Raw genomic sequence first — 20,939 nt, 5'->3', positions numbered from 1 at the left:
CGAATAGGCAGTTAACGGTATGTCGGATTAAACAAGGTGGCTGCCTGGCGCCGCGCTGCTGCCGCGCACGGTCAGCTCGAACGGTAGGCGCACGTGTCGCTGGGTGATGGGCTTGTTCTCGATCAAGGCGATCAACATGTCCACCGCTTTCTGGCCGAAGGTTTCGGCCGGTTGGGAGATGGTCGTCAACGGCGGGTCGCAATACGCGGCAAACGGAATGTCGTCAAAACCCACCAGGGAAATATCCTCGGGCACCCGCAACCCCGTCTGCTTGATGCGCTTGAGCGCGCCGATGGCCATTTCGTCGTTCTCGCAGAACAGCGCGCTGGGGCGTTCGGTCAAGGCGAGCATTGTCCCGGCTCCTTCGTAGCCGGCCTTAAGAGTGAAATCCCCGTGGCAGATCAGTTCAGGTGCAAGGGCGATACCGGCGTTGCGCAGGGCGTCCTGGTAACCGGCCACACGGTCCAGGGTCAGAGGGCTGCTGCGCGGGCCTTTGATGATGCCGATGCGCCGGTGGCCAAGCCCGATCAGGTGCTCGGTCATGGCGCGCGCCGCGCTGCGGTTATCCAGGCTGATGGTCGGGTAGGGCGCGGCCTTCACCACTTCACAGGCGTTGACCAGCGGTAGCGCGTCGGTGCCGGGAGGCAGGGAGATGAAGGGGTCGCCGGCGCGCAATTGGATCACGCCGTCGGCCTGATGGGCATAGACCAGGGCAGCGAATTCCTGCTCGATGGCTTCGCGGCCCTGGGTGTCGCACAGCAGCAGCCGATAACCGGCCGCTTGCGCCGCTTGTTGGGCGCCGCTGATGACGCGGGCGAAAAAAGTGTTGGCGATTTTCGGCACCAGGATCACCAGGTTGCCGGTACGTCGGGAGCGAAACTGCACCGCCATCAGGTTCGGTCGATAACCGGCTTGCAGCACGGCTGCGTTGACCTTGTCCCGCGTCTGGGGCAGCACCCGCTCCGGGGACTTGAGTGCTCTGGACACGGTTGCCACCGACACGCCGGCCAGCCGGGCCACTTCACGGATATTGGACAAATTCACCTCGATTCGGCGCCTTGAAAACAGGCATGACCGCGAGCTTACCGCAGGTTCGATAGCTGACAAACGCTCATCGGCGATGCAAGGGGTTTGACACGGGGCAAAACCGAGCCTAGATTCCCGTCATGATGTAACCGGTTACATCATCGATCCGGACAGAAGAGAGTCGCGATGAATCCTGTAGCACCCAAAATAAGAATGGGCTTCGTTGGCGGTGGGGAGGGCGCGTTCATCGGCCAGGCCCATCGCCAGGCGGCGGGCCTGGACGGCGGTTTCGAGCTGGTGTGCGGCGCGTTCAGCCGCGACCCTCACAACAATCGACAGACCGGTGCGGCCCTGGGGCTCGCCGCGTCCCGTTGTTACCACGACTGGCAGCAGATGCTCGACGCTGAAGCGTTGCTGCCGCTGGACCAACGCATGGAATTGCTGGTGATCGTCACGCCCAATCACCTCCATGCACCGATTGCCAGCCAGGCGTTGAAAGCCGGTTTCCACGTGTTCAGCGAGAAACCCGCCGCGCTGAACCTCAAGCAGTTATTGGCCCTCAAGGACGTGTTGCAAGGCAGTCGTTGCCTCTACGGCCTGGCCCACACCTACCTGGGTTATCCGATGGTCTGGCAGGCCCGTGAAATGGTTCGCTCAGGCCTGATCGGCAAGGTGCGCAAAGTATTCGTCGAGTACCCCCAAGGCTGGCTCAGCCAGGACGTCGCCGCCCAAGGCAACAAGCAGGCCGAGTGGCGCGATGATCCGGCCCAGTCCGGGTTGGGCGGTTGCATCGGCGACATTGGCACCCATGCGTTTTCCCTGGCGGAGTTCGTCGCGGACCAACCCATCCAGCAACTCTGCGCCACCCTGGGCACCCATGTTCCGGGGCGGCAGTTGGACGATGACGCAGCGATGCTCTTCAAGATGAAGGACGGCGCCACCGGCGTGTTGCTGGCCAGCCAGGTCTGCACCGGCGAAGAAAACCCGCTGAAGATCCGCGTCTATGGCGACAAGGGCGCGCTGCAATGGCGCCAGGAAGAGCCGTCGAGCCTGATCCACCGCGCCTTCGACCAACCGCTGCGCATTCTGCGCGGGGGTGTCGGCCAGCCTTGGCTGTGCGAGGCGGCGACTCAGCGCATGCGTCTGCCGGCGGGGCATCCGGAGGGTTATCTGGAGGCGATGGCCAACCTGTACGGCGATTTTGCCCGGGCCATTCGGGCGCGGGTGGAAGGGCCGGACGTTCCTGGCGTACCCGGCATCGAGACCGGTTTGCGCGGCATGGCGTTTATCGAGGCGGCCCTCATCAATCACCGGGGCGACACAAAGTGGACCGCGCTGGAAACCGGAGAGTCGCAGCTGTGAATACACACGACCAAACACCAGGAGGCCTGCGCGGGCCGGCGATCTTCCTGGCGCAGTTCATGTCCGATGAAGCGCCGTTCGATACCCTGGCGGACATCGCCCGATGGGCCGCCTCACAAGGCTACAAGGCCATCCAATTGCCGACCTTGGGCACGCGTTACATCGACCTGGCCCGGGCCGCCGAGAGCCAGGATTATTGCGATGAACTCACGGCCACCTGCGCGGCGGCCGGCGTCGAGATCAGCGAGTTGTCGACGCACCTGCAAGGGCAACTGGTGGCGGTGCATCCGGCGTTCGACGCGCTGTTCGATGACTTCGCCCCGGCCCACCTGCGCGGCCAGCCTCAGGCGCGCACCGAGTGGGCCATCGAGCAATTGAAACTGGCGGCTCGCGCCAGCCAGCGCCTGGGCCTGAAGGCCCACGCGACGTTTTCCGGAGCTTTGTTGTGGCCCTACATGTACCCGTGGCCGCAGCGGCCCACAGGACTGGTCGAGCAAGGTTTCGCCGAACTGGCCCGGCGCTGGCTGCCGATCCTCGACTGCTTCGACGTGGCCGGCGTGGACCTGTGCTACGAGATCCACCCTGGCGAAGACCTGCATGACGGCGCCTCGTTCGAGCGCTTCCTGCAAGCCGTCGATCATCACCCACGGGCCGCCATTCTCTACGACCCCAGCCACCTGCTGCTGCAACAGATGGACTACCTGGGCTTTATCGACCGCTACCACGGGCGCATCCGGATGTTCCACGTCAAGGACGCCGAATTCCGCCCTGACGCCCGCTCCGGTGTCTATGGCGGCTACCAGGGCTGGGTGGACCGCCCCGGCCGGTTCCGTTCCCTGGGCGATGGGCAGATCGACTTCAAGGCGATTTTCAGCAAGCTGACCCAATACGGCTTCGACGGCTGGGCGGTTTTGGAATGGGAATGCTGCCTGAAGGATTCGCAACAGGGGGCGGCCGAAGGCGCGGCGTTTATCCAGCGGCACATGATCACCAGGACGGCCAAGGCGTTCGATGATTTTGCCGGGGTCACGGCGGATGAGGCATCCAATCGGCGGTTGTTGGGGTTGTCTGGGTAACGGCTGATCGCAGAAGCCTTGTGGCGAGGGAGCTTGCTCCCGCTGGGTGGCGAAGCCGCCCCAAATACAATGTTCCAGGCAGACCGCGTTGCCTGGTTTTACGACTGCTGCGCCCGAAGCATTGGACCGGCCGAGCGGGAGCAAGCTCCCTCGCCACAAAAGCAGGCCACAAAAAGCAGGCGGCAACAGCAGCGCACGACTTTGTTTCAACAAAAACAACAACAAGACGGTGACGGTCATGACGACGATGTACGCACGCCTCAGCACGATGATGTTCCTGCAATTCTTTATCTGGGGTGGCTGGTTCGTCACCCTCGGCACGTTCCTGTCCAACACCCTGGGCGCCAGCGGCGAGCAGGTCGGCAGGGCCTTCGCCACCCAGTCCTGGGGCGCGATCATCGCGCCGTTCGTGATCGGCCTGATCGCCGATCGCTACTTCAACGCCGAGCGCATCCTGGCGGTGTTGCACCTGGTGGGCGCGGTCTTGTTGTACCGGTTGTATTCGGCGGTGGACTTCAGCGCGTTCTACCCGTTCGTGCTGGCTTATATGGTGATCTACATGCCGACGTTGGCCCTGGTCAATTCCGTGGCCTTCCGGCAGATGCGCGACCCCGCGCTGGAATTCTCGCGGATTCGAGTCTGGGGCACCCTCGGTTGGATCCTCGCCTGCGTGGTGATCAGCTATGCGTTCGCCTGGGATTCGCGCGAGTCGATCTCAGCGGGCGGCCTGCGCAATACTTTCCTGATGGCCGCGGTCGCTTCGCTGGTCCTCGGGCTCTACAGCTTCACGCTGCCCGCCACGGCACCGCTCAAGGAGCAAGCGAGCACCCGCGGCATCAAGCAGTCCCTGGGGCTCGATGCGTTGGGCCTGCTCAAGGATCGCAGCTACCTGGTGTTCTTCATCGCCTCGATACTGATCTGCATTCCCTTGGCGTTTTATTACCAGAACGCCAACCCGTTCCTGGCCGAAACCGGGATGACCAACCCGACGGCGAAAATGGCCATCGGGCAAGTCTCCGAGGTGCTGTTCATGTTGCTGTTGCCGCTGTTCATCCAGCGCTTCGGCATCAAGTTGGCGTTGCTGGTGGGCATGCTGGCGTGGGCGTTGCGCTACGTGTTGTTTGCCTATGGCGATAACGGTGAGCTGGCATTCATGCTGTTCATCGGCATCGCCCTGCACGGCATCTGCTACGACTTCTTCTTTGTCTCGGGGCAGATCTACACCGACGCCAAGGCGCCCAAACACCTGCGCAGCTCGGCCCAGGGCTTGATAACCCTGGCGACCTATGGCGTGGGGATGTTGATCGGTTTCTGGGTGGCGGGGCAGGTGACCGATCACTTTGTCGTGGCAGGCGGGCACGATTGGAAAAGCATCTGGCTGTTCCCGGCCGGTTTTGCGCTGGTGGTATTCGTGTGTTTCCTGCTGACCTTCAGTGGTCGGCAAGGGGTCGTGGCACCGTCCGAGGCATGAGCGAGGGCAGAACGTCAGTCACTTGTGACTGACGCTCAGCTTGGTGTACGTCACTTTCCCGCCTTCGTTGGAGTAACCCTTGTTGTCCAGCGTGTAGACGCCGGCCTTGAAATAGAAGTCGTAGCCGTACCAGGACTTGTCGAGCTTCACCTTTTTGCCACTGTTGCCGATCAGCACCGAGAGCTGGCCTTGCTTGTCCATCTGCAGCGTATAAGAGAAGGACTTGTTCAACGGCACCTTGGGCACGGTGTAGATCACCGGGCTTTTCTTGTCCTTGGGCTTGACCCGGTATTCCACGTCAATGTTGCCGGTGCCCTTTGCATAGCGGTAAACCAGTTTCAACAACGGCGTCGGCGCATTCTTGGCGTGAATCTGCGCCACCACTACACGGCCTTCCGAAGGCACCTGGTTGACCGTCAATTCACCCTTGAGGGTGTTGACGCCACTGTTGTAGCGCCAGTTGCGGTGTTTCCCGTCCCGGCTGGTTTCCCGCAGTTCTGAGCGCGGGTAATCGCTGTTACCGGTATGAGAGCCGGTGACGGGGGCCCAGAAGACAATCCTCTGGCCGTTATTGTCGAAATACTTGTTTTTCAAACTCGGCATGGCTTTGGTCGCCACGACCTGCGCGGGCGTTTGCACCGGCAGGGTGACGCTCCAGACCGTCACGTCAATCATGATGAAACCCTCCAACGGGACCGGCCGCTATCTGGCGGCCGTCAAGACAAAAAACAGCCTTCCGTGGCGTAGTCTTGATGTTATCGACGAGGGCGTGTTTCGCTGGAGGCGTACCTGACGGATGGCTCTGTGATAAGCCCCTCAGGCCGAAAAACCGGGCAGGTTATCCTGTGTCATTTTGTTGCTGATCGGGTAGAGTACGCGCCGCCCGAGAGATGGATCCCGGGCGTTTTCCCATGGAGCGTCAAATGAACCACCTCAGCAAAGTTGTCGCCTGCGCACTGTTTGGCCTGGTCCTGGCGGGTTGCACCGGCACCCCGATGAAGACCCAGCAATACGACAGCAGCCAATACACCGTCGTCGGTCACAGTGAAGCCAAGGCCACCGGCCTGCTGCTGTTCGGCGTGATCCCGATTCGCCAGAACAACCGTTTCGTGCGCGCCCAGAACGCAGCGATCCAGGCCAAGGGCGGCGACGCCATGATCAACACCCAAGTCCAGGAAAACTGGTTCTGGGCCTGGGTCCTGACCGGTTACACCACTTCGGTTTCCGGTGATGTGGTCAAGCTGAAGAACGTTCAGTAAACCCAAGCGTTAAAGGTAGGCGAGCTTACCTGTGGCGAGGGGATGAATCCCCTCGCCACAATAGCCCCCGATCATGCCTCCTCTTTCAGCGTCCTCCCACCACCATGTGACTGAACGGCGCCACATACGCCTGCAATGTCACCAACCCGCCCACCAGAATCGCCAGTACCACCGAGTGGAAAAACACGTAGCGCAGGATTTCTCCTTCGTGGCCGTACCACCGTGTCGCGGTGGAAGCGACCACGATCGACTGGGCGTCGACCATCTTGCCCATCACCCCGCCTGAACTGTTCGCGGCAGCCATCAGCACCGGGCTGATCCCCAGCTGTTCCGCCGTGACCCGCTGCAGACCGCCGAACAGCACGTTGGAAGCGGTGTCCGAACCGGTCAGCGCCACGCCAAGCCAGCCCAGCAGGGTGCCGAACATCGGATAGAAGATGCCCGTCGCGGCGAACGCCAGGCCCATGGTGGCGTCCAGGCCCGAATAACGCGTGAGGAAACCCAACGCCAGCATCGCCACGATGGTGATCAGCGAATAGCGCACCACCCAGAGCGTTCGCAGGTATTGGCGCACCAGTTGCGGGATGGAATAACCCATCAGCAAGCCTCCCACGATCGCCGCCAGGAAGATGCCACTGCCGGTGGCGGTGAACCAGTTGAACTTGTAGACCGCTTCCTCGGTTTTAGGCTGGGGCACTACGGGCGGGACTTTTTCGATCTGTTGGTGGATGGTGCCGAAGGTCAACAGCGGCGAGAAGATCGGATTCGCCTCGCGCATCGGCTTGCCTTGGGGGTCGAGCCTGGCCGATTGCGTCTGCGGGTCGATGGCCGGGCGGGTGTCGAAAATGTTCTTGAAGCCCTGGGTGCCCCAGGCGAATACGAACACCGTGAGGATGATCCACGGCATCCAGGCGCGCAGCACGGCGGGTCGAGCGTCATTTGAAAACGCGGCGCTGGCCACTGGTGTTTGTTGTTCGCTGGCGTCAATCTTCGAGTCGTCGTGCCGGCCGGTCAGCGCCGCCGAGGTGTGAATCGTGGCCGGTTTCCAGATTTTGAGAAAACCGGCCAGGCAGGCCATGGATATCAGCGCGGCAATCACGTCCACCAGCATCGGCCCGTGGTAGTTCGACACCAGAAATTGCGGGATAGCGAAGCTGACACCGGCCACCAGGATTGCGGGCCATACTTCAAGCATCTTGCGCCAGCCGGCGAACGCCCAGATCAGCCAGAACGGTACGATCACCGAGAAGAACGGCAGCTGCCGGCCGACCATCATCGACAGCTCCATCTCATCCAGGCCGGTGACCTTGGCCAGTGTAATGATTGGGGTACCCAGCGCGCCGAAGGCCACGGGAGCGGTGTTGGCGATCAATGCCAAGCCCGAAGCGGCCAGCGGCGAAAAGCCCAGCCCGATCAGGATCGCCCCGGTTACCGCCACCGGCGTGCCAAAACCCGCCGCGCCTTCGAAAAACGCGCCGAAACAAAAGGCGATCAACAGCAACTGCAAGCGGCGGTCATCGGTGATGCGCGCCAGGGAATCCTGCAGGACCTTGAACGAACCGTTCTCGGTGGTCAGTCGGTGCAGGAAGATAATGTTGAGCACGATCCAGCCGATGGGCAGCAGCCCGTTGGCCGCGCCATACAGGGCCGCTGAACCGGCCATGTCGGCGGGCATGCCGAAGGCGAAAATCGCGATGAGCAACGCCGAGGCCAGGGCATACAGCGCTGCCAGGTGTGCCTTGACGTGAAAGAACGCCAGGGACGCCAGCATCACCACCACCGGGACCGCCGCCAGAAACGTCGACAGCACCGCATTACCGAAGGGATCGTAGACTTGTTGCCAGACCATGTTCCACCTCTGCTTTTTATTGTTGGAAGCGCAGGCCCCGGGGGGATTGGCAGAGAAGTATAGGCGGGGATCGGGGGACGGGATTGGAACCTGTTGGCCCCGCCTACCCATTGTGGGAGCGAGCTTGCTCGCGATGGCGGTGGGTCAGTTGGAAGTAATGCTGACTGTGCCACCGCCATCGCGAGCGGGCTCGCTCCCACAGGGTTTCGGGGGAGGGGGCTATCGCGCTTCGACGTTTTCCAGCGCGCGGTTGGCGAGCATCGCGCCCAGTTCGATCAACTGCAGGATGCCCAGGGCAACGTGTCGTCGCGAGCCGTCCAGGTCGAACGCCAGGTCGTTGATCATGGCATCGGCCGAGGCGAGGGTTTCGCTGAGGTTGGCGAGCAGGGCTTCGGTGTCGATGCCTTCATTCACGGTGAACAGCCGGCCTGGGTCAGTTTTCGATTGGCTGGACTTGGGCTTGAGGTAGAAGTCGAGGGCGCGGTCGGCGGCTTCGTCTAAGTCTTTCGAGTCGGCTGGATCGGTGTCGGGAGGGTTGGGGGTTACTTTGAACATAGTGAAGTTCTCATGTGGAATTTAGAGAAGCTTTCGCCCTCGCTACCAAACGAAGGGTGGCGGCCATACGAAGGTTGGTAGACCGGTCCACATGAACACCGGCGCGCCCGAAGACGCCCTACGCATGGCCACCATTGATACAGATGCGCAAGGGCACCTCAAAAGTGAAGCTGTGCGTCATGTAGAAGCCGGGCTACCAAACCCGATCGCTGATGTTCAGCGACCGAGCAACAGTAAAGCCCGGCCCCAAGGCGCACAAGCCGGCGGATTCTGGCGTAGTTGTAGGTAAGGGCGCAAGGCGACGTAGCCCGAACCCGAAGGATCCTACAACCGAATAAACACAGCCCTCTGTAGGCTGAAGAGATGGGTTAACACAGAACCCGCCACAAAAGCACCTCGCTTGTTTGAGGTCTGCCGCTCAGCCCTTCGCCGCCATCGCCGTCACTTCCACCCGCATCCCTTCAACCGCCAACGCCGCCACGCCGACAGCCGCGCGCACGGGCCAGGGCTTGGCAAAAAAGCGTTTGTAGACTTCGTTGAAGGCCGCGCGGTCGGCCATGTCGGTGAGGTAGATGGTCAGGTGCAACACGCGGTCCATGGAACTGCCGGCGCGTTCCAACGCGGTCTTGAGTGCCTGCAACGTGCATTCGCTCTGCGCCGTGATATCGCCCAGTTCCAGGCTGCCGTCGGCGCGGGTGGGGATTTGCGTGGAAACCAGCAGGCCGCCGAAGCCGGCGACGTCCGAAGAGATGGAGTCCGTGTCCGGGTCGGGAGTGAACGTGATGTCTGGGTTCGCCATGGAAGTCTCTTGCTCGTAAAAGAAAAAAGGCCAGTCACTTCAAAGCGACTGGCCCGCCAGTTTAGCGCCGATTATCGAGCTGTCAGCGATTTCCGCAACTGGGGCGGATAACGGTCACCGGCGACCCTGGACCATCCGCTTGGCGGTCAGCACGTGCTCCAGTTGCGGTTCGTCGACGGCCACGTGTGCAGCCATGTGTCGTGCCTGTTCCCAATCCAGGTCAGGGCGCAACCACTGGAGGGCGTTTTCGCCAGTGAAGGCCAGCAGTCGCTGCTGTTGATTGGCTATGTCGCCATAAGTCACCAAGGCCAGCCCGTCGCAACCGTTGGGCGTTTCACTGGCCTGGGCCAGGGCGGCGAGAAAGATGGGCGACGACTGCCGCGAAGTCGTATAGCTCAGGCGGTTGGCCTGGGCGGGCGCGATGGTGTCCGAGGCGGCTTCATACCAGCCGTCCACCGCTACCAGGACGCGGCCGTCGCGCTTGATCCGGTCAAACACTTTGGAGCGCATCACCAGGTGCAAGGGCAGGTGGGTCAAGGGCGGCATCGTGCCCATCGACCAGACGGGCGACCACCCCCAGCGCACCTTGATGCTTTCCAGGCGCCCGCCACGGTTGCGGATGGCGCTGACCTGCATGTTCGGCTTGATCACGCTTTGTCGGTCATGAAGCGCGGGAGCCACCGCGGCGTGAAGGCTGTCGGCGGACAAGCTTGATTGGTTGGCGCCGAAGGGCTCGCGCTGGGCAAAGAACGCCAGGGAATCCTTGGAAGAAACAGGCTGAACGAAACATTCACACATCGCGAAAACTCCAGGCAGATTTGTACGACACCCCCGCCGTGAAAGCCCTGGGACCGCTTCGTTTGCGGTGGGCTGCGGCGTTGTTATGTACCTCCGAGCCGGCGCGCCAGCCCTTGGTTCGAAAATCCTTGTCGCGACCTGATGAGCGGAAAATCAAGCGGCGTTTCATCCACTTATGCGACCGCTCATCGTCTGCGTGGAGAGCTGCGCATTTCTCCAGGGTCGTTCGTTTTGTGCCCCAGCGCCGTTGCTTCGACGTTGCTTCGCGTGGCCTCTGATGAAGGAGATCGACCCATGACCAAAATCGATAATCTGCTGGATAACAAAGGGACGCCCCTCGACAAGCAGACCTTTACCTGGCGTGAGCTGGCCGGCAAACCGATCAGCAAACTGGACGACGATGCGTTCACCCGTGTGCGGGTGATATTGATGAACGGCGTCGAGTCCGACGCCCTGCGCCTCAAGCATTTCGGTGCGCGTTTCCACAAGGAGCTGCAGCTGCCCCTGGCTCAGGTCAGGCGTGCCGAACACCATCAGATGACGGCCATCAACTGGTTGCTGTCGGCGGATCATTCCCCCCTGGAAACCACCGTGGCCTACGAACAGGTCGCCATCGAAGTCACCGCCGCGGTGGCCCAGAACGAGCCGGATCCTTACCAGGCGCAGACATACCGCTTCGGTTTGCTGGAAGATTTCGACCACCTCTACCGTTACGCCGCGATGCTTGATCGCCTGGAAGGCAAGGACGCCAATAACATCCTGCAAGGCTACACGGACATCGTGCCCGGCCGGCCCACCAGCGAGCACCACCGCGCCCCCGGCGATGACCTTCGAGACAACTATCAGAAGGACAGCGCCGCACTGATCACCAAAATCCATGCCGCGCTGATTACCGGCGCGGAATACCAGACCCACGATTACTACATGAACATCGGCCCGCTGTTCGCTGACCCGGTGGCACGGGCGTTGTACGCCGAGATTGCCTCGGTGGAGGAACAGCACGTCACCCAGTACGGCTCGCTGCAGGACCCCAGCGAATCCTTCATGGAGAAGTGGCTGGTGCATGAGGCAATGGAGGTCTACACCTACGCCAGTTGCGCCGAGCAGGAAGAAAACCCGCGCATCAAAGCGATGTGGGAACGCTTCCTCGACTACGAACTGGGCCACTTGAACCTGGCCTGCGAGTTGTTCAAGAAGCACGAACGGCGCGATCCCGCCGAAATCCTGGCCGGTCCGCTGCCACGCATGATTGCCTTCAAGAGCCAGCGCGATTTTGTCCGCGAGACGTTGTCCCGGGAAGTCGACCTGCGCGCCCATGGCATCGACTACGTGCCCAAGGAGCGCGAAGGCCATGCGTCCCTCGACTACCGCGCCCAGCTCAACAGCGAAGGCGTGCCCGCCAACATCGCCTCGGCCGGCTACACCTTCAAGCCCGGCTCCGAACTCAACCCAGTGGGAGAACAGCAATGAGCGAACGCCAAGTCACCATCGGCATGAATCGTACCGGTACCCAGATGTCTCCCGAGGACACGGCTCGCCAACTGGAAGCCACCCGACTGTTCCCGGCGGACGTGCCCGGCGACATCAGCGACTACACCGCCGAACGCGAGCGCGCCATTCGCGAGGCCGACCTGATAGGCTCGGTGCCGGCGCCAGGCTCGGTCAAAGGCATGGTCAAGACCGCGTTGGACAAGACCATCGGCAAGGCGCCGGAAGTGTTGCTGGACAAGCTCGGCGAACGCCTGGCCTTCGAGCGCACCGGCGTGAGGCTGTATGAGGCGATGGTCGCCAAGGCCACGTCCGCGCCCGGTGCCGACCCAGCATTGGTGGAAACCTTGCGTCAGATCCAGGCCGAGGAACTGGAGCACATGAACATTGTGCGCGAAGCTATCGAAACCCTCGGCGGCGACCCGACGGCCATGACGCCTTGCGCGGACGTGGCAGGCGTCAAGGCCCTGGGCGTGCTGCAAGTATTGACTGACCCACGCACAACCGTCTCGCAATCGATGAGCGCGATCCTGACCATCGAACTGGAAGACAACGCGGCTTGGGAACTGCTGATCGAGCTGGCGCACAAGGGTGGTCATCCGCTGATCGCCAAGCGCTTCGGCCATGCGCTGGAACAGGAGGAAACGCACTTGGCCACGGTGCGCAACTTCATCAAGCAAGACCTGCTTGCGCAAGTGAGCTGAGCTTGCTTGTAACTGGCTCCACCCTGGTTGACCCGGGGTGGGCCGCTGGTTCGAACTTCAAAAGGACAACCGCCCGTGAGTGAAACCGACCTTGAGATGGAATTGAAAGCCTGGCGGCTTTTGCTCGAAGACGACGCGTATCGCCTGGACTTTCCCGAGGATTATCGCGACACGCTGATTCGGCGCGCCGATGAATTGGTGTTGCATCAATTTATCAGCCTGGAGGACTGGCAACTGCTCAAAGATGCGGCCGATCAGGCGTATCAGCAGACCGTGGAGATGCTTTCGAGGAACCAGCGCGATTGTTTGAATGTGAAGGGGATGCGGTTGCCTGGTGGCTGAATGCGAGGGCCTCGTCGCGAGCAGGCTCGCTCCCACACTCGTCCTTCAGCAGCAGCGCAACCGACGTCAAAACTGCCCCTGTGGGAGCGAGCCTGCTCGCGATGAGGCCGGTACATCCAGCATATTCCTTCACTGAAACCCCGCCATCGTCGGATCGCCGCACGGAGCAGGCTCGCTCCCACATTGGATCTCCCCATTTGGATTCATCCCTGTTCAACACTCGGCCAGACCACCTCCTTGCGCTCGGCCCGAGGGAAGTTCAGGCACTGCCAGCGCCAGGCATCCTCCAGCATCCGCTCAAGCCCATGACGGGCGCTCCAGCCCAGTTGTTCGGCGGCCTTGCCAGGGTCGGCCCAGCACCGGGCGATATCGCCCGGGCGACGCGCCTCAAAGGCCAGCGGCACCGTCTCACCGGTCACGCGCTCGAACGCGCTGACCACCTCCAGCACCGAATAACCACGCCCAGTGCCCAGGTTCCAGATGTGTACACCGGTCTGCCCACGCAGAAACTCCAGCGCCCGCAGATGTCCCTCGGCCAGGTCTACCACATGGACATAATCCCTGATCCCCGTGCCGTCCGGCGTCGGGTAGTCGGAACCGAATATCCGCAGCACCTCCCGCTCACCGTTGGCTACCTGCAACAGGTACGGCAAAAGGTTGTTGGGCGTCTGCGTCGGCGTCTCTCCCAGTAGGCCGGAGCAATGGGCGCCGATGGGATTGAAATAGCGCAGCAGGCCGATGGACCAACGAGAGTCCGAATTCGCGGTGCAACGCATGACATGCTCGGCCATCAGCTTCGACTGGCCATAAGGGTTGGTCGGCTGTCCCGTTGGGCAGGTCTCGGCGATGGGCATCTGTTGGCAATCGCCATAGACCGTCGCCGATGAACTGAACACCAGGTTGAACACGCCGGCTTCGGCCATGGCCTGGCACAGCGTCACGCTGCCACTGACGTTGGTATCGAAATACCGCAGCGGCTCGCGCACGCTTTCGCCCACGGCCTTGAGCCCGGCGCAGTGAACGACGGCTTCGATGGGGTATTCCTTGAACACGTTATCCAGCGCCCGTCGGTTGCGCACGTCGGCATAGACAAAACCGGGCTCGCGTCCCGTCACGTCCGCAATGCGCTGCAGTGTCCCCCGGGAGCTGTTGCAGAGATTGTCCAGGATCAGCACCCCGTTGCCCTGGTTCATCAACTCGACCGCCACATGGGCACCTATGTAGCCCGCACCACCTGTTACCAGAATCATCACTCAATCCCTCTCGGTTGTCCCTGTCCTGATGTCTCATGGGCGAGACACTCGGCGTTGGGAGACATCAGCCTGTTCTGTTGAGTGTGGTGGTGTGCGTCAGGAGTTCAGAGCAGTTGACTGATCGGTGCGTGCAGTTTGTCGGCTGGCTTCAACAAGTTTTGGAACGGCTTTGGAACCGGTTTTCTCCAACGTCCACAAGGCCAAGCGCGAGGGGAGTCTTCAGGTCTTGTTTGCCAGGCGGCCAGCGCCAGATTCCGGTGGGCCCAGCATCGATCTCTAGAAAAGGAACGTCACATGAATCAACAAGAACAACTTCACCCCAAGCAGAGCGCCGCTTCCACCACGAGCCTGCGACCCACGCTGTTGTGCCTGTCACATTTGCGCTGGGGTTTTGTCTACCAACGGCCCCAGCACGTGATGTCGCGATTGGCCAGGGACTACGACGTTCTGTTCTTCGAGGAGCCGATTTTCGAAGGGCGGCAGACCGCGCACCTGGAACACTATGGGGTGGCCGAGGGCGTAACGGTGCTGGTGCCCAGGCTTCCGGAAGGGCTGGATGAAGCTCAGGTGATCGATGCCCAGCGCGAGCTGCTGGACGCCTGGCTGGCGCAACACTGGCCGAGTGAGCTGATGCTCTGGTACCTCACGCCCATGAGCCAGGTCTTCACCGATCACCTGGAGGCCAACGTGGTGATTTTCGATTGCATGGACGAGCTCTCGGCCTTCAAGTTCGCCCCGCCCGCGCTGGTGGAAATGGAGCGGCGGTTGATGGCAAAGGCCAACGTGGTATTCACCGGCGGCTACAGCCTGTGGGAGGCCAAACGCCAGCACCATGACAACGTCCACGCCATGCCCAGCAGCGTTGATGTCGCGCACTTTGCCGCGGCCCGACAGCCGATTCCGGACCCGGCGGACCAGGCCGCGATTGCTCATCCGCGGCTGGGGTTCTTCGGGGTCATCGACGAGCGTTTCGATATCGACCTGGTGAGGGAACTGGCTACCCAACGCCCCGAGTGGCAGATCGTGCTGATCGGGCCAGTGGTCAAGATCGATCCGGCTACATTGCCGCGCTCGCCTAATATTCATTATCTGGGCGCCAAGCAATATGAGGAGTTGCCCGCTTACCTGGCGGGTTGGGACGTAGCGTTGATGCCGTTCGCCCTGAACGAATCCACGCGCTTCATCAGCCCCACCAAGACGCCCGAATACCTGGCGGGCGGTTGCCCGGTGGTATCCACGCCGATCCGTGATGTCGTCAACGGCTACGGCGGCAGTGGCGTCGTTGCCATTGCTGATTCACCCCAGGCATTCATCGAGGCGATCCAGGCCGCGCTGGACCTGCGCACCCAGCCAGGCGTGATTGCGCAGTACGCCGATAAAGCCCTGGACGGCATGTCCTGGGACAAGACGTGCGCAATGATGAAGGAGCAGATCGAATGCCAACGATAACCCTCGAGACCCTGGACAACTCACTCGATGCCACGCCGTACGACTACCTGATCGTCGGCGCCGGTTTTGCCGGCAGCGTACTGGCCGAGCGACTGGCCGATGGGTTGGGCAAGCGCGTCCTGCTGATCGATCGTCGCGATCACATTGGCGGCAACGCCTACGACCATCTGGACGAGGCGGGGGTGCTGGTCCATCGCTACGGCCCGCATATCTTTCACACCAACGCCCAGCGCATTATCGATTACCTGTCGCGGTTCACCGAATGGCGGCCCTATGAACATCGGGTCCTGGCCCAGGTCGACGGCCACCAGGTGCCGATTCCGATCAACCTGACCACCCTCAACACGCTGTTCGGCTTGTCCATGGATGAAGCCCAGGCCGAGGCGTTCCTGGCGCAGCGGGCGGAGCCGGTCGAGACGATCCGTACCTCCGAGGACGTGGTCATCAACCAGATCGGTCAGGAGTTGTACGAGAAATTCTTTCGCGGCTACACCCGCAAACAATGGGGCCTGGACCCTTCGCAGCTGGACAAATCGGTGACCTCGCGAGTGCCGACACGCACCAACACGGACGATCGGTATTTCACCGACCAGTTCCAGATGATGCCCTTGCACGGCTACACGCGAATGTTCGAGCGCATGCTCGACCATCCGAACATCGATGTGCTGCTGTCCACCGATTTCAAGGCTGTGCGCCAGCGCATTCCACATCGGGAACTGGTCTATTGCGGGCCCATCGATGAATACTTCGACCACTGCTTCGGTCGGCTGCCGTACCGCTCGTTGCGTTTCCAGCACGAAACCCTGGATCAGGAGCAGTTTCAGCCGGTGGCGGTGGTCAATTACCCGGACGAGGCCGTGCCCTACACGCGTATCACCGAGTACAAGCACCTCACCGGCCAGCAACACCCGCGCACCAGCGTGACCTACGAATTTCCCTGCTCCGACGGTGACCCGTACTACCCGGTTCCGCGTCCGGAGAATGCCGAGTTGTACAAGCGGTACAAGGCGTTGGCCGATGAAACGCCGGGGGTGACTTTTCTCGGGCGGCTGGGCACCTACAAGTACTACAACATGGATCAGGTGGTAGGGCAGGCGCTCGCGTTGTACCAGCGTATCGCCGAGCAAGAGGGTGTTCAGGCGAAGGCCCACGAGGTCGAGCCAGGTTGATGCCTGGCTCCGCCTTTGCGTACAGGAGACCGCAACGTGCAGGACAGGATCTTCAGCAGTTTCATGATGGCCGGCTACGAGTGCTCCACCCAGCGCCGCGCCGATGGGCGCCGATTGGACATGCTCGCGGCGACTCGCCACGACCGCTGGGCAGGCGAGGATTATCGCCAGCTCGCCAGGTTGGGCATCCGTTGCGCCAGGGATGGCCTGCGCTGGCATGTGATCGAGCAGCAACCGGGCCGTTACGACTGGAGCAGCTTCCTGCCGATGCTGCGCGCCGCCCGGCGTTGCGATGTGCAAGTGGTATGGGACTTGTGTCATTACGGCTATCCCGACGACCTGGACATCTGGCGCCCCGCTTTCGTGGAGCGGTTTGCCCGCTTCTGCGCCGCCGTGGCGCGGTTGATGCGCGAGGAGGGGATCGAGGTCCCGTTCTACTCGCCGATCAACGAGATTTCTTTCTGGAGCTGGGCCGGCGGCGACGTCGGTTATTTCAACCCAGGCGCGCAGCGTCGGGGTACTGAACTCAAGCATCAGTTGGTGCGCGCAAGCATCGCGGCCATCGAAGCGATTCGAGAGGTCACGCCCGGTGCGCGGTTCGTCCAGTGCGATCCACTGATCAACGTACTGTCCTCGACTCGGCGAGCCGAGGACATCGAGGCCGCCGAGGCGTATCGACAATCCCAGTTCGAGGCCTGGGATCTGCTGACCGGCAGAAGCTGGCCGGGGCTGGGCGGACGAGAGGAGTACCTGGATATCGTCGGGGTGAACTTCTATCCCCATAACCAGTGGTTCCTCCATGGCAATCGGATCGAGCCGGGCAGCCCCGAATATCGCCCGTTGGTGGGCATGCTCAGCGAGGTCCACCAGCGCTACCGCAGGCCGATGCTACTGTCGGAAACCGGTGCCGAAGACACCGCCCGTGTTCCGTGGTTGAACTACATCGGCGAGCAACTGGCGCTGGCCATCGAGCGGAAAATTCCGATGGAGGGAATGTGTTGGTATCCGTTTCTCGATTACCCGGGCTGGGACGATGACCGCTACTGTCCCACCGGTGTGTTCGGTTACGCCGACAATGAGGGAAGCCGCGCGTCCTTCCATCCGCTGCTGGTGGCGATCACCGCGTTGCAGGCGCGCTTCGCCTCACCCGTGGCGACGGCACAAGTGCCATGAACAGCCAGCAACCCCATGGGCTGCCGTTGCCCAATACGGCGATCGCTTTTCTCTGGCGCTACGTCACCCTCAGGCCGTGGCATTTCGCGACCTTGTTTTTGCTGATTATCGGCGCCGCGAGCTGCGCCGTGGCGGTGCAGTTCGGTATGAAGCTGTTGGTGGACGCGATGGCCCAGGGCAGGGAGGCCGACGGGCATGTGTGGCTGCCGTTCACCGTGTTCATTGCCTTGATCGTGATTGAAAACGTGTTCTGGCGCTCCGGTGGTTACCTGGGTTGTCGGACGGTGGTCGCCAGTTGCGCGGACCTGCGCATCGACCTGTTCAATCATCTGACGGGCCATCCAATGCGCTATTTCTCCCAGCATTTTGCCGGGGCCCTGGCCAATCGGATTTCCTCGGCGGGCGCCGCGGCTGGGTCCATCTACGGTGGGCTGGCCTGGAAAATCATCCCGCCTTGCGTCGATTTCATCGGGGCCGTGGTGGTGTTGTTCACCGTGCGACTTTCCATGGGCATCGCGTTGATTGGCGCCGTGGTCGTGGTGGCGACCTTGATCACAGTGATGGGCCTGCGAGGCCGCAGTCGCCACATCGACTTCGCGTCCCAGGCCGCGCGCGTCGGCGGCGAGCTGGTGGACCAGGTTTCCAACGTCTGGACGATCAAGGCTTTCTCCGCCCGGCATCGGGAACGGCGTCGACTGGAGCAAGCGATAGGTGTCGAGGCCAAGGCTCAACGCCGCAGTTGGATCTACCTTGAAAAAGCCCGGGTCCTGCATGACATCTGCCTGTCGATCATGGCCGGCGGCATGCTCGGCTGGTCGATCCTGTTGTGGCAGGACGGGCAGATCACCCCGGGCGATGTGGTGATGGTCAGTGCATTGTCGTTTCGCATCCTGCACGGCTCGCGGGACCTGGCCCTGGCTTTGGTGGATACTTCGCAGCAAATGGGCGTGATCGCCGAGACCCTGCGCATCATCGTCCAGCCGCACGCCCTCAGCGACACCCCGGCAGAACTGGCGCCGGGGCGCGGCAACATTCGCTTTATCGACGTCAGCTACAGCTACGCCGACGGTCGGGGTGCGATCAAGCACCTGTTCCTCGATATTCCCGCCGGACAGAAAGTCGGCATTGTCGGCCCTTCGGGGGCGGGCAAGTCGACGCTGGTCAGTCTGGTCCAGCGCCTTGACGATGTGCGCAGCGGGGTGATCCTGATCGATGACCGGGACGTGCGCTCGGTCAGCCAGGACAGCCTGCGCAGACAGATCGCCGTGGTGCCCCAGGAACCGGCGCTGTTCAATCGCACCATCTACGAGAACATCGCCTATGGTCAGCCCGATGCCACCGAGGAACAGGTGATCGACGCGGCCCGCCATGCCTATTGCGAAGAGTTCATCCGTGGCCTGCCGGACGGGTTCAATACCCTGGTGGGTGAGCGCGGCGTGATGTTATCGGGCGGTCAGCGCCAGCGCCTGGGGTTGGCGCGGGCGTTCCTGAAAAACGCGCCGATCCTGATCCTCGACGAAGCCACCTCGGCCCTGGACACGGAATCGGAAGCCAAGGTGCAAATGGCCCTGGACGACCTGATGCGCGGCCGCACCGTACTGGCAGTGGCCCATCGGTTGTCGACGGTCGCAAGGTTCGATCGGATCCTGGTGCTGCAGGCCGGAAGAATCGTCCAGGACGGCGCGCCCGATGAACTGCGCCAACGCGCAGGGCCGTTCCAAACGCTGTGGCAGGCCCAGGGGATGGAGTTGGGCAAGCGCTAGCGCCTCAAATTTGCCACCGCAGGGCAGTGTTGCTTGTTGAATTTAGCCACACCGCAGGACCTATTGTGGGAGCGAGCTTGCTCGCGATAGCGGTGGTTCAGCTTATGGAGATGTTGGATGTGCGGCCGCCATCGCGAGCAAGCTCGCTCCCACAGGGGGGCAGTGTTGTTTGTTGAATCTGGCCACACCGCAGGACCTATTGTGGGAGCGAGCTTGCTCGCGATAGCGGTGGTTCAGCTTGCAGAGATGTTGGATGTGCCACCGCCATCGCGAGCAGGCTCGCTCCCACAGGGGGGCAGTGTTGTGTGTTGAATCTGGCCACACCGCAGAACCTGTTGTGGGAGCGAGCCCTGCTCGCGATAGCGGTGGTTCAGCTTGCAGAGATGTTGGATGTGCCGCCGCCATCGCGAGCAAGCTCGCTCCCACAGGGGGGCAGTGTTGTTTGTTGAATCTGGCCACACCGCAGGACCTATTGTGGGAGCGAGCCCTGCTCGCGATAGCGGTGGTTCAGCTTGCAGAGATGTTGGATGTGCCACCGCCATCGCGAGCAAGCTCGCTCCCACAGGGGGCAGTGTTGTTTGTTGAATTTGGCCACACCGCAGGACCTATTGTGGGAGCGAGCTTGCTCGCGATAGCGGTGGTTCAGCTTGCAGAGATGTTGGATGTGCGGCCGCCATCGCGAGCAGGCTCGCTCCCACAGGGGGGCAGTGTTGTGTGTTGAATCTGGCCACACCGCAGAACCTGTTGTGGGAGCGAGCCCTGCTCGCGATAGCGGTGGTTCAGCTTATGGAGATGTTGGATGTGCCACCGCCATCGCGAGCAAGCTCGCTCCCACAGGGGGGCAGTGTTGTTTGTTGAATCTGGCCACACCGCAGGACCTATTGTGGGAGCGAGCCCTGCTCGCGACAGCGGTGGTTCAGCTTGCAGAGATGTTGGATGTGCCACCGCCATCGCGAGCAGGCTCGCTCCCACAGGGGGGCAGTGTTGTTTGTTGAATCTGGCCACACCGCAGGACCTATTGTGGGAGCGAGCCCTGCTCGCGACAGCGGTGGTTCAGCTTGCAGAGATGTTGGATGTGCCACCGCCATCGCGAGCAAGCTCGCTCCCACAGGGGGGCAGTGTTGTTTGTTGAATACGGGCACGGCGCGGGGCTGTTTGTGAGAGCGAGCCCTGCTCGCGATAGCGGTGGTTCAGCTTGCAGAGATGTTGGATGTGCCGCCGCCATCGCGAGCAAGCTCGCTCCCACAGGGGGGCAGTGTTGTTTGTTGGATGCGGGCACGGCGCAGGGCTTTTTGTGGGAGCGAGCTTGCTCGCGATAGCGGTGGTTCAGCTTGCAGAGATGTTGGATGTACTGTCGCCATCGCGAGCAGGCTCGCTCCCACAGGGGGGCAGTGTTGTGTCTT

Annotated in this window: 18 protein-coding genes; 11 read left to right on the top strand and 7 right to left on the bottom strand. The window is 61.9% G+C overall.

Annotation, left to right across the window (positions count from 1 at the left end; all coding sequences use genetic code 11):
* Positions 1-27: 27 nt before the first annotated feature.
* Positions 28-1,038 (bottom strand): LacI family DNA-binding transcriptional regulator, encoded by a 1,011-nt coding sequence (locus J3P92_RS15395; protein WP_434651140.1) that lies wholly within the window; start codon positions 1,036-1,038, stop codon positions 28-30.
* 174 nt (positions 1,039-1,212) lie between these two features.
* Between J3P92_RS15395 and J3P92_RS15390 the strand changes: the two genes are divergently transcribed.
* The 3 genes from J3P92_RS15390 to J3P92_RS15380 all read left to right on the top strand — a co-directional run bounded on the left by J3P92_RS15390 (position 1,213) and on the right by J3P92_RS15380 (position 4,935).
* Entirely contained in the window at positions 1,213-2,388 is a 1,176-nt protein-coding gene (locus J3P92_RS15390) for a Gfo/Idh/MocA family protein (protein ID WP_434606504.1), read from the top strand.
* Positions 2,385-3,464, top strand: coding sequence for a sugar phosphate isomerase/epimerase family protein (locus J3P92_RS15385; RefSeq protein ID WP_434648097.1), 1,080 nt, complete (start codon positions 2,385-2,387; stop codon positions 3,462-3,464). The genes J3P92_RS15390 and J3P92_RS15385 overlap by 4 nt, the downstream gene beginning before the upstream one ends.
* A gap of 238 nt (positions 3,465-3,702) precedes the next feature.
* Positions 3,703-4,935, top strand: a complete 1,233-nt coding sequence (locus J3P92_RS15380) for a nucleoside permease (protein ID WP_420765905.1) — start codon at positions 3,703-3,705, stop codon at positions 4,933-4,935.
* Between the two features lie 18 nt (positions 4,936-4,953).
* On the opposite strand, the gene J3P92_RS15375 is transcribed toward J3P92_RS15380, so the two are convergent.
* Positions 4,954-5,610 (bottom strand): polysaccharide lyase family 7 protein, encoded by a 657-nt coding sequence (locus J3P92_RS15375; protein WP_420765906.1) that lies wholly within the window; start codon positions 5,608-5,610, stop codon positions 4,954-4,956.
* Between the two features lie 248 nt (positions 5,611-5,858).
* Here J3P92_RS15375 and J3P92_RS15370 point away from each other — a divergent pair, with 248 nt between their 5' ends.
* Positions 5,859-6,194, top strand: coding sequence for a hypothetical protein (locus J3P92_RS15370; protein WP_420765907.1), 336 nt, complete (start codon positions 5,859-5,861; stop codon positions 6,192-6,194).
* 85 nt (positions 6,195-6,279) lie between these two features.
* Here J3P92_RS15370 and J3P92_RS15365 read toward each other — a convergent pair whose 3' ends face one another.
* From J3P92_RS15365 to J3P92_RS15350, 4 genes are all read right to left on the bottom strand, one after another.
* Positions 6,280-8,043 carry an L-lactate permease gene (locus J3P92_RS15365; protein ID WP_434559547.1) on the bottom strand — a complete coding sequence of 588 codons (1,764 nt, stop codon included), beginning with the start codon at positions 8,041-8,043 and terminating at the stop codon, positions 6,280-6,282.
* A gap of 219 nt (positions 8,044-8,262) precedes the next feature.
* On the bottom strand, positions 8,263-8,598 hold the full coding sequence (locus tag J3P92_RS15360; RefSeq protein ID WP_434559545.1) for a DUF6124 family protein: 336 nt from the start codon (positions 8,596-8,598) through the stop codon (positions 8,263-8,265).
* Positions 8,599-9,016: 418 nt separating this feature from the next.
* On the bottom strand, positions 9,017-9,397 hold the full coding sequence (locus tag J3P92_RS15355) for a RidA family protein (RefSeq protein WP_420765910.1): 381 nt from the start codon (positions 9,395-9,397) through the stop codon (positions 9,017-9,019).
* A gap of 114 nt (positions 9,398-9,511) precedes the next feature.
* Complete coding sequence (locus tag J3P92_RS15350; protein WP_434606493.1) at positions 9,512-10,195, bottom strand: SOS response-associated peptidase family protein; 684 nt, start codon at positions 10,193-10,195, stop codon at positions 9,512-9,514.
* 294 nt (positions 10,196-10,489) lie between these two features.
* On the opposite strand from J3P92_RS15350, the gene J3P92_RS15345 reads away from it, so the two are divergent.
* The 3 genes from J3P92_RS15345 (at position 10,490) to J3P92_RS15335 (ending at position 12,729) form a co-directional block, all read left to right on the top strand.
* On the top strand, positions 10,490-11,665 hold the full coding sequence (locus J3P92_RS15345; RefSeq protein ID WP_420765912.1) for a hypothetical protein: 1,176 nt from the start codon (positions 10,490-10,492) through the stop codon (positions 11,663-11,665).
* Positions 11,662-12,387 carry a ferritin-like domain-containing protein gene (locus J3P92_RS15340; RefSeq protein WP_434648094.1) on the top strand — a complete coding sequence of 242 codons (726 nt, stop codon included), beginning with the start codon at positions 11,662-11,664 and terminating at the stop codon, positions 12,385-12,387. The genes J3P92_RS15345 and J3P92_RS15340 overlap by 4 nt, the downstream gene beginning before the upstream one ends.
* A 75-nt stretch (positions 12,388-12,462) precedes the next feature.
* Positions 12,463-12,729: a hypothetical protein gene (locus J3P92_RS15335; protein WP_420765914.1), complete on the top strand. Its 267-nt coding sequence runs from the start codon at positions 12,463-12,465 to the stop codon at positions 12,727-12,729.
* Between the two features lie 203 nt (positions 12,730-12,932).
* Here the strand turns inward: J3P92_RS15335 and galE are convergent, their stop codons facing one another.
* Positions 12,933-13,979, bottom strand: a complete 1,047-nt coding sequence (galE, locus tag J3P92_RS15330) for a UDP-glucose 4-epimerase GalE (protein WP_434648091.1) — start codon at positions 13,977-13,979, stop codon at positions 12,933-12,935.
* Positions 13,980-14,276: 297 nt separating this feature from the next.
* Here galE and J3P92_RS15325 point away from each other — a divergent pair, with 297 nt between their 5' ends.
* The 4 genes from J3P92_RS15325 to J3P92_RS15310 all read left to right on the top strand — a co-directional run bounded on the left by J3P92_RS15325 (position 14,277) and on the right by J3P92_RS15310 (position 19,536).
* Complete coding sequence (locus J3P92_RS15325; protein WP_434559537.1) at positions 14,277-15,431, top strand: glycosyltransferase family 1 protein; 1,155 nt, start codon at positions 14,277-14,279, stop codon at positions 15,429-15,431.
* Complete coding sequence (gene glf / locus J3P92_RS15320; protein WP_434648089.1) at positions 15,419-16,600, top strand: UDP-galactopyranose mutase; 1,182 nt, start codon at positions 15,419-15,421, stop codon at positions 16,598-16,600. The genes J3P92_RS15325 and glf overlap by 13 nt, the downstream gene beginning before the upstream one ends.
* Positions 16,601-16,663: 63 nt before the next feature.
* The gene (locus J3P92_RS15315) at positions 16,664-17,773 is read left to right on the top strand and encodes a beta-glucosidase (RefSeq protein ID WP_434651137.1); all 1,110 of its coding nucleotides are present in this window, start codon (positions 16,664-16,666) and stop codon (positions 17,771-17,773) included.
* Positions 17,770-19,536, top strand: coding sequence for an ABC transporter ATP-binding protein (locus J3P92_RS15310; protein WP_434648086.1), 1,767 nt, complete (start codon positions 17,770-17,772; stop codon positions 19,534-19,536). The genes J3P92_RS15315 and J3P92_RS15310 overlap by 4 nt, the downstream gene beginning before the upstream one ends.
* Positions 19,537-20,939: the final 1,403 nt, after the last annotated feature.

It is taken from the genome of Pseudomonas sp. D3-27 (assembly GCF_051132165.1).
In the GTDB taxonomy this organism is placed as follows: Bacteria; Pseudomonadota; Gammaproteobacteria; order Pseudomonadales; family Pseudomonadaceae; genus Aquipseudomonas.
The sequence above is the reverse complement of the archived record's forward strand: the minus strand, read 5'-3'. Positions and strand labels throughout refer to the sequence as shown.